This window comes from Mycobacterium sp. E796 (assembly GCF_001672815.1).
Classification (GTDB): domain Bacteria; phylum Actinomycetota; class Actinomycetes; order Mycobacteriales; family Mycobacteriaceae; genus Mycobacterium.
Genome location: NZ_LZKK01000365.1, coordinates 44,843 through 55,032, shown reverse-complemented (window position 1 = coordinate 55,032; position 10,190 = coordinate 44,843). Strand labels below are relative to the sequence as shown.

General features: G+C 66.5%; 11 protein-coding genes and 2 pseudogenes. 8 read left to right on the top strand and 5 right to left on the bottom strand.

Translation table 11 applies throughout. The features are described from left to right. Positions 1 to 190 (bottom strand): annotated as a pseudogene (locus A5706_RS33905) (hypothetical protein); the annotation flags it as partial. Between A5706_RS33905 and A5706_RS30155 the strand changes: the two are divergent. Together A5706_RS30155 and A5706_RS32725 are read left to right on the top strand one after the other, a co-directional pair. After that, a pseudogene (locus tag A5706_RS30155) lies at positions 186 to 479 on the top strand (alpha/beta hydrolase-fold protein); the annotation flags it as partial. The pseudogenes A5706_RS33905 and A5706_RS30155 sit on opposite strands and share 5 nt — an antisense overlap. A gap of 509 nt (positions 480 to 988) precedes the next feature. After that, entirely contained in the window at positions 989 to 1,618 is a 630-nt protein-coding gene (locus tag A5706_RS32725) for a TetR/AcrR family transcriptional regulator (protein WP_082964742.1), read from the top strand. Positions 1,619 to 1,702: 84 nt separating this feature from the next. On the opposite strand, the gene A5706_RS30145 is transcribed toward A5706_RS32725, so the two are convergent. Further along, positions 1,703 to 3,988, bottom strand: a complete 2,286-nt coding sequence (locus tag A5706_RS30145) for an MMPL family transporter (protein ID WP_068139727.1) — start codon at positions 3,986 to 3,988, stop codon at positions 1,703 to 1,705. 205 nt (positions 3,989 to 4,193) lie between these two features. Between A5706_RS30145 and A5706_RS30140 the strand changes: the two genes are divergently transcribed. Together A5706_RS30140 and A5706_RS30135 are read left to right on the top strand one after the other, a co-directional pair. Next, complete coding sequence (locus A5706_RS30140; protein WP_068139690.1) at positions 4,194 to 4,754, top strand: TetR/AcrR family transcriptional regulator; 561 nt, start codon at positions 4,194 to 4,196, stop codon at positions 4,752 to 4,754. Positions 4,755 to 4,834: 80 nt separating this feature from the next. Continuing rightward, positions 4,835 to 5,668 (top strand): alpha/beta fold hydrolase, encoded by an 834-nt coding sequence (locus A5706_RS30135; RefSeq protein WP_068139684.1) that lies wholly within the window; start codon positions 4,835 to 4,837, stop codon positions 5,666 to 5,668. Here the strand turns inward: A5706_RS30135 and A5706_RS30130 are convergent. Continuing rightward, positions 5,658 to 6,371: a hypothetical protein gene (locus A5706_RS30130; RefSeq protein ID WP_068139683.1), complete on the bottom strand. Its 714-nt coding sequence runs from the start codon at positions 6,369 to 6,371 to the stop codon at positions 5,658 to 5,660. The genes A5706_RS30135 and A5706_RS30130 overlap by 11 nt on opposite strands. Before the next feature lie 56 nt (positions 6,372 to 6,427). Here A5706_RS30130 and A5706_RS30125 point away from each other — a divergent pair, with 56 nt between their 5' ends. After that, the gene (locus A5706_RS30125; protein ID WP_082964741.1) at positions 6,428 to 7,324 is read left to right on the top strand and encodes an alpha/beta hydrolase; all 897 of its coding nucleotides are present in this window, start codon (positions 6,428 to 6,430) and stop codon (positions 7,322 to 7,324) included. Further along, positions 7,321 to 7,785, top strand: a complete 465-nt coding sequence (locus A5706_RS30120; protein ID WP_068139724.1) for a DoxX family protein — start codon at positions 7,321 to 7,323, stop codon at positions 7,783 to 7,785. The genes A5706_RS30125 and A5706_RS30120 overlap by 4 nt, the downstream gene beginning before the upstream one ends. Here A5706_RS30120 and A5706_RS30115 read toward each other — a convergent pair. Then, on the bottom strand, positions 7,742 to 7,987 hold the full coding sequence (locus tag A5706_RS30115; RefSeq protein WP_068139674.1) for a hypothetical protein: 246 nt from the start codon (positions 7,985 to 7,987) through the stop codon (positions 7,742 to 7,744). The two genes, A5706_RS30120 and A5706_RS30115, sit on opposite strands and share 44 nt — an antisense overlap. A 125-nt stretch (positions 7,988 to 8,112) precedes the next feature. On the opposite strand from A5706_RS30115, the gene A5706_RS30110 reads away from it, so the two are divergent. Continuing rightward, positions 8,113 to 8,913 (top strand): SDR family NAD(P)-dependent oxidoreductase, encoded by an 801-nt coding sequence (locus A5706_RS30110; protein ID WP_068139672.1) that lies wholly within the window; start codon positions 8,113 to 8,115, stop codon positions 8,911 to 8,913. Continuing rightward, positions 8,914 to 9,858, top strand: a complete 945-nt coding sequence (locus tag A5706_RS30105; RefSeq protein ID WP_068139667.1) for a phosphotransferase family protein — start codon at positions 8,914 to 8,916, stop codon at positions 9,856 to 9,858. It abuts the gene before it with no gap. 7 nt (positions 9,859 to 9,865) lie between these two features. Here A5706_RS30105 and A5706_RS30100 read toward each other — a convergent pair whose 3' ends face one another. After that, positions 9,866 to 10,111 (bottom strand): hypothetical protein, encoded by a 246-nt coding sequence (locus A5706_RS30100; protein WP_068139665.1) that lies wholly within the window; start codon positions 10,109 to 10,111, stop codon positions 9,866 to 9,868. Positions 10,112 to 10,190 lie beyond the last annotated feature (79 nt).

Genomic DNA, 10,190 nt, shown 5'->3' with positions numbered 1-10,190 from the left:
ACCGAGTGCCGTTGTCGGCCAACAGCTGCACGTGAGCGTCAGGGTCATGCCATTTCCACCGACCGAGCTGCGCCGGGCCCCACATGTTGTTGGTATCAACCCCGCCGAACTGCATCATGCCCGCGGTGATCGCACCGTTGAGTGTGGTATTTCCGACGGTGAGAAAGCCCGACATCGACCCGGCGCAGCTCGGTCGGTGGAAATGGCATGACCCTGACGCTCACGTGCAGCTGTTGGCCGACAACGGCACTCGGTTGTGGGTGTTTAGCCCAGGGACGCTGACCGCCAGTGATCCGGCAGCGATGATCGGTTATGCGGACCAGGCGCAAGGCAGCAATCGGGCGTTCTTCGCGCACTATCGCGGGGTGGGTGGCCACAACGGCCACTTTGACTTCCCGACCAGTGGTGATCATGGGTGGTCCAGCTGGGGTCCGCAGCTCGCCGCCATGTCGGGGGACCTGGCTGCCTCGATCAAGTAAACCCACGTGATAACCCAGCACGTTCGCGCTCGACAGCTGACGCCTGGAGGATCGGTAAGAACGTTTTGGTTGTCGATGACGAGTCTGAGGCCATCCTTGTCGACGCAGCCCACGACGCTGCCCTTATTCGCGAGGCGGCATGGAGACGCCGAACGCCTTTATGTCTGCGCTTTCCCGGCAGGCGGAACGTGTCGACTGCGTCTCCCGGGCTACTGCATTAGAATTTCCTACCGGCGCATGCGATGAATTCGCCGCGTGCTCGGGGTCTTTGGTAAAGCAAGGAGCATCATGCCGTCGAGGGCCGGTCGGCCTGCCGAGCTCATGGCGGCAAGGGTTTGGACTTCGATTCCGCAATTGGTCATCTCATGTTCTGAAACCAGCAATCGCGTTGTAGCGGGACCCGGTGAATTGGTCCGCGGCGGAGGCTTGTCCTTCATTCGTGGGTGCAGGTGGCAACCTAGTGGGCTGGCGGTTGGCAGTTTAGGGCCGAACGTCGGCAGCGGCCGCAGGTGACACGACGCCGGCTGGAGCCGCAGCAGCGGCGCGAACAGTTGCTCGACATCGCAGCATCGCTGTTCGCGGACAATCCTTACGACGACGTCTGGATGGAGGACATTGCGGCGCGCGCCGGCGTATCCAGAGCGACGCTATATCACTATTATCCCAGCAAGCGAGACATTTACGTAGCGATATTCAAGCGCGCCAGTAACCGGTTACTGGCGCGCGTAGTCCCTGATCCGCAGCTACCGCTCGCGGAGCAGCTTGCCACCGGACTCGAAGCCCACATCCAGTCGTTTGTCGATCATCCATATGAAGCGGTGACGATCAATCGCGGCGCGTTGTCGGATGACCCCGCAATCCGGGCGATCATCTCCGAAGAGCTCAACGTCGTGGGTCAACGGCTGATCGATCAACTCGTCGCGCAGGGATGCGTGCGCGATGCAGTCGAACTCGCCGTAGAGGGCTGGTTGGCGTTCGTCCGCGCGGCATGCGTGAAATGGGTTCAATCGCAGACTGTCTCGCGGGTTGAACTCACCAAAATGTGTCTGCGCACATTAGGCTGCGCTCTGGGTACCGAACAGGCAGCGTGGACGGCCAGATATAGGGAGCATGAGACCGATGGCAATGACCCACCGTAGGTTGGGTGGGCGCGTTGCGCTGCGCCCGTCAGATGCTGCCGGGAATCAACCACGCGTGCCAAGACCCGTGCACTCGGGTGCGGCCTAGGTAGGCACTGCAGCAAGCGCTTCGGTGCTCCCGCTCTCGTCATCGTTCTTCATCGGGTTCGCGATGGCGCTACCCTCGCTGATTCCGAAACGCGCGTGCAGCCACACCAGCCAGTTGGGCGACCACCAATTCCACCGTCCCATCACGTGCATGAACGCCGGCAGCAGCACCATGCGCACCAGCGTGGCGTCCGCGGCCACTGCCAGCGTCAGGCCCACTCCGAACATCCGCATGAACGACACCTGCGCGGCGATCAACGCGGCGAACGAGATCGACATCACCAGCGCTGCCGCCGTTACCACCCGACCCGTGCGGGCCACGCCGAGCGCGACGCTCTCGTCGTTGTCGGCGCGGGTGCGCCCCGAGGCGAGCCAGAATTCACGGATGCGCGAAACAACGAAGACTTCGTAGTCCATCGACAGGCCGAAGGCGATGCAGAACAGTAGCACCGGCATGTTGGCCACCAGCGTCCCGGTGGATGTGGTTCCGAGGCCGCCGAGGTGGTGGTCCTGAAAGATCCACACCATCGCACCGAACGCCGCTGTCAGCGAAAGCATATTGAGGACAAGAGCTTTGAGCGGCATCACTACGCTGCCCGTCAGGAGGAACAGCAATACGAAAGTGACCGAGGCTATCAGGCCCAGCACCAACGGCAGGCGCGACGTAATCGCCTTGACGCTGTCCCGATTAGTCTGGGCGGTCCCGCCGAACTCGACCGCCCTCCCGTCGGGGCGCGGTATCCCGTGCAGGCGACGCAGCTGCGCCTCGGACCGGTCCGAGAAGAGCGGCGCGGTGGTCCTGACGGTGAGAAACGCACTGCCCTGTGCCCGGCCAATCGGTGCCGAAGGCGGTGCGACCATCGCCCCGGTCACGAAGGTGCCGACCGGACCCGACACCGCCGACACATCGGGCACCCGCGACAGATCCGCTGAGTACCTCGCGATTTCGGAATCCGGCACGCCGTCGATGTCCGGGACGACGACGCTGATCGAGGTGGCCGAGTCGTTGGCGAAATCGCCGCGCAACTGATCGCCGACCTGGCGAGCCGAAGCGGAGTTCGGCAGCACCCGGTCATCGGGAAATCCCCACCGCACCCCGAGGAACGGCATACCGACCAGCAACAACAACCCAACCACGCTCAGCCCGATGGGAATCGCGTGCCGGATGACGAATCGCGTTGATCGATACCAGAATTCCTCTTTTACGGGCATGCGGGCCGGCGCCGTCCGGCCGCGCACGCGGCGCGCTAGCCGACGCACGTCGAGCGCATTCAATCGATCCCCGAGCAGGACGATGGCCGCGGGCGTGATCACCACCGCCGCCGTCGCGGTGAACGCGACCGTCGCGATTCCTGCGTAGCCGAACGACTTCAGGAAGTGCATCGGAAACAGGATCATTGCGGCCATCGACAGCGCGACCGTCGTGGCCGAGAACAACACCGTGCGGCCCGCGGTCGCCATGGTGTGAATGAGCGCGTCGTCACGGCTTGCCCCGCCGGCCATCTCGTCCCGGAAGCGGCTGATGATGAGCAACGTGTAGTCGATCGCGAGGGCCAGGCCCAACGCGGTGCTGAGGTTGAGCGCAAAGATCGACACATCGGTGGTGAACGCGATCAGGCGGAGCACCGCGAGCGTGCCCAGGATCGACATTCCGCCGATCGCGATGGGCAAGGCGGCGGTGAACAAGCCGCCGAACACCCACACCAGCACGACGAAGCTGAGCGGGATAGCGATCGTCTCCACCACCAGCACGTCGCGCTGCGCCTGCTCGGTGATCTGCGCGTTGACCATCGCGACCCCGCCTGACCGCACGCCGACCCCATTGCGGTCGTGCGCGAACCGCTGCGACAGGGCGTCGGCGTACTTTTGCGAGTCGGTCTCGCCGCCACCGATACCCGCGACGATCAGCCCGGACCTTCCGTCCTTGCTCACCAGCGACGCGGCGGCGGCCGGCGGCGCGGTCCATGCCGAGGTCACGCTGGTCACGTGCGCGGACCGGCTCAGCTGATCGACGATATCGGTGCCGACCGCGCGGGCCGCCGTGCTCGTGGCGCCGTCCGGGTCGGAAACGATGAACAGCAGTTGCACGTCGCCCTGGCCGAACTTGTCAGTCAGAAGCTTTGCTGCCCTTGCCGATTCGGACGTGGGATCCTGCAGCCCGCCGGCCGACAGGCTCTTGGCGACCGGGATCCCGAAGATGCCTGCGGCCACCATCACGAGCCCTGCGATAGCGATCGTCCGCGCCGGGGCGGCGATGGCCAGCCCTGCGATGCGGCGCAGCAGGCCGCCCCGGAATGCACGGGTGGTGTCGGTGACCGCCGTCCTACGGGTTGCCGTTCCAGACCGTCCGATGTCGCCCGCCATGGGGACCACCCGCCCTTTAAAAATTCCGATCTCAACGGTCGGTGACTTTTGTCAACAATGGGTGACTTGAAGCGTACGCCGCGTCGCGGCCTCAAGTCAACAGCGGCTGACATAGAGTCTGGGGATGGGTACGAAGAGGCCTCGAAACGCAGCTCAGACCCGCGCCGACATCCTCGCGGCGGCGCGCCGCCGTTTCGCGACGGAAGGTTTCGAGCGCACCACCTTGCGGGCCATCGCGGCGGATGTCGGCGTGGACGCTGCGCTGGTGATCCGCTACTTCGGCAGCAAGCAGGACTTGTTCGCCACAGCGACCGAATTCACCATCAAGCTGCCCGACCTGACGAGGGCCGACCCTGGCGACATTGCGGACATGTTGCTGCCGCGCTATTTCGCGGTGTGGGAAGACGACCAGTCGTTCCTGGCGTTGCTGCGGGCGGCGATGACAAGCCGGGTCGCGGCGGACACGCTCAACGAAACTTTGGCCACGCATGTCGCGCCGACGCTGAGGGGCGCCACGCCGGACCATCACCTGCAGCGGATTGCGTTGACGGATGCGTTCGTCATCGGGCTTGCCGCGACGCGATCCGTGCTCGGCACACCGATCGCCAACCTCAGCCGCGAAGAGCTAAGCCGTTGGGCCGGCCCGGTCTTTCGGCAGTTACTAACTGGGCCGGCCCCGTCGTAATATCGCGCTGGCCGTAATGGAGCGCCACCCGTCTCGATGTGCGGGTTGGCGCAGAGCGGTTTCCGAATACATTTTCGAGCATGTTGGATGTCGACGGGCGCAAGGTCTTCGCCGTGACCGCCGGCAGCGGCGAGCCGGTGCTGCTGCTGCACGGCTATCCGCAGAGCGCGTCCTGCTGGCGCCACCAGATCCCGGCGCTGGCCGACAACCACCGTGTCGTCGCGCCCGACTGGCCCGGATTCGGCCGGTCCGATCCACCGTCGACACCGCCGACGTACGACAACGAGGTCGACCGCCTCGAACGGCTGGTGCAACGGTTGGGTTGGCAACGATTCAACCTGTGCGCGCACGACTACGGCGGCTTCGTCGGGCTCGGCTACGTCATCCGCCACCCCGAGCGGGTGCAACGGCTCGCGCTGCTGAACACCCGGGCGCACGGAATCTTCCGCCCATGGTTCTACCGGTTCTCGTTGGGGGAGCACCGGATCGCGACCCATCCCGTGTTGGCCGCGGCCGCGCGCCGGCTGCCGTTGGCCGCGCTGCACCACGCGGCCCTGACCCGTTACCGAAGACTCGGCTGCTTCGATGCCGCGCTGGAAGCCGAATACCTGGGCTGGATGCGCACACCCGAAGGCCGGCGCACGTTTTGGGAGTTCTTCGCCCACTACCCGGTTCCCGCTGTCGGTTGGCTGGCCGACGGGCTCGCGTCCATCCGCTGCCCGGTCGCGGTCATCTGGGGTGAGCGTGATCCGTACATCCCCTTTGGCACGGCCCGCGAACTCGCCGACCGCATTCCCAACGCCAGGCTGATCCCCCTGCGCGGCGCCGACCACTACGTCATGGAGGAGCGCCCCCGCGACGTGACCGACGCGCTGGTCGGCCTGCTGGAGGCGGCTGTCGTCCCTAACCGGTGACCGTCATCTGGTCGTCGCTGCTGGCCCACGATCGGGCGAAGACGTCGATCGGCACCTGTTCGTCGCGACCCTCCTCGCTGCCGCTGTCGTTGAGGTGCACGATGCCGGCCGCGGTGTCGACGCCGGTGACCACGACGGCGTGGTTGGCTTCCGGTTGGCCGTCCGGGGTCTTGTCCTCGACGGGCTCGCGCCAGATGACTTCGGAGTTGACCCCGACGATCACCTTGCGGCCCTTGGCCAGATCCTGCTCGAGCGCCGACATTCCCGTCGGGACACCGGTCTTCGCGGCGCTCTCCTCGTCGGTCGAGGTGGCGTGGATGCCGTAGTGCGCGAGCAACGCCGGCTCGTCGTCGAACGAGGTCCCGGCGCCGGGCTTGCGCTTCTTCGGCTTGGTGTAGATCGGTCCGGAGTGGACGGTGCTCGGCGTAGCCTGGGCCAGCTTGACGATGGCCTGCTCGGAGGGCGGCTTGCCGGTCAGTTCACCGACCACGTCGGCGACCGCCATCTCCACGCAGTCGTCGTCATATCCCTGGTAGCGCCAGAACGGGGCGGCCGCCGCCGGGTTGCCGTACAGCGTGCCCGCGCCGCGCGGCGGGTCGGGCGTGGCGTGCGCGGTGCCCACCGCCAGACCCAGCGCGGTGGCGGCCGCCAGCATGGCGACGCCGGCCGCCCGGATCGCGGTCGCAGTGCGGGTGCCGATCATGCCGTGAATATCTGCGGAGAGTGGCGCGGCGTTACTTTGTTGAGGTGCCACGCCCCATGCGCTTCGAGGTCAGCGACGTCGTCGGCGAGCATGCGTGGTTGGCGGCCACCTACTACCCGGCGCACAGCGGCGCCGACGCCCTATTCGTCTGCCTGCCGGGCGGCACCTACAGTCGCGAGTACTGGGACCTGAAGTTCCCGGGCCACAGCGGCTACAGCTTTGCCGACTTCGCAACGGCGAACGGCTATGGTGTCGTGACGATCGATCCGCTGGGCACCGGCGAAAGTTCCAAGCCGGTAAAGGATTTCGATTTCGCCGACATCGCCGCCGCGCTCGCGCGGGCCGTCTCCGCGCTGCCGGAGGCGACGGGCGAGCGCGTCCCCACGCTGGCCGTAGCGCATTCGCTGGGCGGTTACCTTGCGATCGTTCAGCAATCGCTGTTTTCCAGCTATGCAGGCCTGGCGGTCCTCGGCTGCACCAACCAACACGTCGCTCCGCTGAACCTGGATGCCGGCTTCATCGCCCGGGCGCGCACCGCCGAGGGCCGCGCCGAGCTGGCCAAGCAGATCCTCGCTGCTCTTCCCGAGCCGTATGCCGAGGGCCCGCGCGAGTACATGCAGAGTTGGTTTCACCTGACCGATGTGCCCGCCGATGTCGTGGCGGCGGACTGCGTCACCGCAAAGTCGGTGGTACCAAGGGTATTTGGCACCGCGATGATCCCCGGCGTGGTCGCCGAGCATGCCGCACAGATCGACGTTCCGGTGCTCGTCGGCTTCGGTGTCGTCGACGTCTCACCGGACCCGCGCGCGGAGGCCGCCCTGTATCGCCGCAGCCCCGACCTCACGACCGTCGTGCTTTCCGAAAGCGCGCACTGCCACAACATGGCCTCGAGCCGCCAGCGGCTGTGGAGGCGCGTGCTCGATTGGGCCGCGACCGTAAGGTGTGCGTCGTGACCCAGACCCTCGATGCACGGCTCGCCCGTTTTACGCCCTCGGTGCTCAGCCTTTTCCGGTTCGTCTACGGCTTGCTCTTCGCCGCGTGTGGCTCGATCATCCTCTTCGATTGGCCCGTCCCTCCGGCATTTCCCGCCGGGTTCGGAACCTGGCCCACCTGGTATGCCGGCCTGATCGAATTTGTCACGGGGCTCCTGATCGCGGCCGGATTGTTCACCCGCCCCGCCGCTTTCATCGCGTCAGGGCAGATGGCGGTCGCCTATTTTTGGATGCACCAACCGAAGGCGCTGTGGCCGGTCGGCGAACCGCCTGCCGGCAACGGCGGGCTGCTGGCGATCCTGTTCTGCTTCGCTTTCTTCCTGCTGGTCTTCACCGGCGGCGGGCGCTACTCGATCGACGCCCTGCGCGCGGGCCGGGCTACACCGCGCAGTGCGGGTGCGGTTCCGGGTCAAAACACGTGACGGTTCCATAGGGGCAGGAGGGAAGGTAGATGCCGCCACCTTTTCGCCAGCCTTTCCGGACCAGCTTTCTGGCCAGGTAGCGCGACGCCGTCAGCGCCTTGGCTTTCTCCGGCGCGGGGTAAAGGCGAGGGTTGTCGTAGGCGTCGTAAATGTCTTCGGCGAGCGCGTCGATGAGTTCGATCACCTCGCGGGGTGTGGCCATGCCCCATCAGGTTCCCGTTTCGATGACCAGGGAATCTTGTCATCGACAGGTTTATTTCATTCGGTGATAATGGCATTCTCTGTATTCGAGAAGCTATTTCCGCGGGCGCAGGAGAGGACATCCGAATGGGCGCAGACCGACAGTGCGACGGGCTGGTCGCGCTCGTCACGGGGAGTAGCCGGGGCCTGGGCAAGGCGATCGCCGCGCGGCTCGCCGCGCACGGTGCCACGGTGGCGCTCACCGCCCGCACGATGGAACCCGATGCCAAGTACCAGGGATCCCTGAGCCAGACCCGTGACGAGATCGTGGCCGCCGGTGGCCGCGCCGTCGCGGTCCAGGCGGACCTTTCCCAATCCGAGGAGCGCGAAAGGCTTTTCGCGGAGGTGGTGAGCGCCGTCGGCGCCCCGGACATCCTCGTCAACAACGCCGCCGTCACCTTCCTGCGGCCGCTCGACGGGTTCCCCGAGCGGCGGGCCCGGCTGATGATCGAGATGCACGTGCTCGGCCCGCTGCACCTGAGCCAGTTGGCGATCCCCGCGATGCGCGAGCGCGGGCGGGGCTGGATCCTCAACCTGACGTCGGTGGGCGGCGACCTGCCGCCGGGGCCGCCGTTCTCCGACTTCGACCGGACCGCGGGCTTCGGCATCTACGGCACGGCCAAGGCCGCGCTCAACCGGCTCACCAAGAGCCTCGCCGCCGAGCTGTACGACGACGGCATCGCGGTCAACGCCGCCGCCCCGTCCAACCCGGTCGCGACCCCCGGGGCCGGCACCCTGGACCTGGCCAAGACCGACACCGAGGACATCGAACTGATCACCGAGACCGCCCTACGGTTGTGCACCTGCGACCCGAAGACCATGACCGGGCGCATCGCGCACACCCAGCCCTTCCTGGCGGAAGTCGGCTGGTCGAAGCCGGGCGGCTAGGTGACCGAGCTAGACCTGGACGAGCTGCGGGGACGGCTCGCGGCCGCGGGCGTTGCTGGCCTCGCCCCGCTGGCCGGTGGCGCGTCCAGCCTCACGTTCTCCGGTGAGCGCGACGGCCGGGCGGTGGTGATCAAAGTTGCCCCACCCGGAGTGGCGCCGGTGGCACACCGTGACGTGCTGCGCCAGGCGCGCGTCATGAAAGCGCTTGCGGGGAGCCAAGTTCCGGTTCCCGAGGTGCTGTGGGAGGACGCGAGCACCCCGCCGCTCTTCGTGATGTCCCGCGTCGACGGCGATTGCGTGGAACCGCTTTTCGACGGTTGTCCGCCGGCCGCCGACCTGCTCGAGCGTTACCGCAACGCGTGTCGCGTCATGGCCGCCCTGCACCGGTTGTCACCGGCCGACATCGGATTGGCGGGCGAACCGGCCATAGAACCGGCCGCGGAAGTGCGGCGTTGGTCGGAGACCCTGCAGACCGTCGACGCGGCGCTGGTGCCCGGTTGGCCCGGCGTGCGGGACGCGTTGTTGGCGTGCGCCCCAACGGCACTACGCCCGAGCGTGGTTCACGGGGACTTCCGGCTGGGCAACCTGCTGGCCGACGGCGACCGGATCAACGCGGTGATCGATTGGGAGATCTGGGCGATCGGTGACCCGCGCATCGACGTGGGCTGGTTCCTGATCAACGGTGACCCGGACACTTATCGACGCGTGCGCTCGCCCGGCATCGCGCCACCGACCGGCGAGCTTGCCGACCTCTACCAACGCGAGTTCGGCTTTCAGGTAAGTGATTTGGACTGGTTCACCGCGCTGGCGTGCTTCAAGTCGGCTGCGACCTGGTCGCTGATCGTCAAGCACAATCGCCGAAGGCGCTCTCCGCGAACCGAATTGGAGGCCATGGCGGCCGTGTTGCCAAGGCTGCTGGAGCGAGCGCGGTCAATGCTGGACTAGCAATGGATTAGCGGCACCGCACGAACATGTTTTCGCAGTACATCCCTGCGCCGCCCCAATCGGCTGACGGGGCGCCTTCGTCGCGTGGATCCACCGACAGCGCTGGAGTGTCCGCGACGATGAGATCGACTATTCCGGGGCCGGCCGGCACCAACGGGTCTGAATCGGCGTGCGCTACGCCGGTGCCGCCCGCGAGGACCATGAAGCTCATCGCTGCGACCAGCGAACCCCAAGCGAACGTGCGAAGCTTCATCGCTGCCCTCCCTGTCTTCTGCGCAGTCTAGCGCTCCGGCAAATCAAGCGGCACGGACTTCTCCAGCGTCCCGGCGCGA

Coding starts and splice junctions, on each gene's coding strand:
- A5706_RS30140 (WP_068139690.1), top strand. CDS start 4,194: ATGGGTACGAAGAGGCCTCGAAACGCAGCTCAGACCCGCGCCGACATC.
- A5706_RS30135 (WP_068139684.1), top strand. CDS start 4,835: ATGTTGGATGTCGACGGGCGCAAGGTCTTCGCCGTGACCGCCGGCAGC.
- A5706_RS30130 (WP_068139683.1), bottom strand. CDS start 6,371: ATGATCGGCACCCGCACTGCGACCGCGATCCGGGCGGCCGGCGTCGCC.
- A5706_RS30125 (WP_082964741.1), top strand. CDS start 6,428: ATGCGCTTCGAGGTCAGCGACGTCGTCGGCGAGCATGCGTGGTTGGCG.
- A5706_RS30115 (WP_068139674.1), bottom strand. CDS start 7,987: ATGGCCACACCCCGCGAGGTGATCGAACTCATCGACGCGCTCGCCGAA.
- A5706_RS30110 (WP_068139672.1), top strand. CDS start 8,113: ATGGGCGCAGACCGACAGTGCGACGGGCTGGTCGCGCTCGTCACGGGG.
- A5706_RS30100 (WP_068139665.1), bottom strand. CDS start 10,111: ATGAAGCTTCGCACGTTCGCTTGGGGTTCGCTGGTCGCAGCGATGAGC.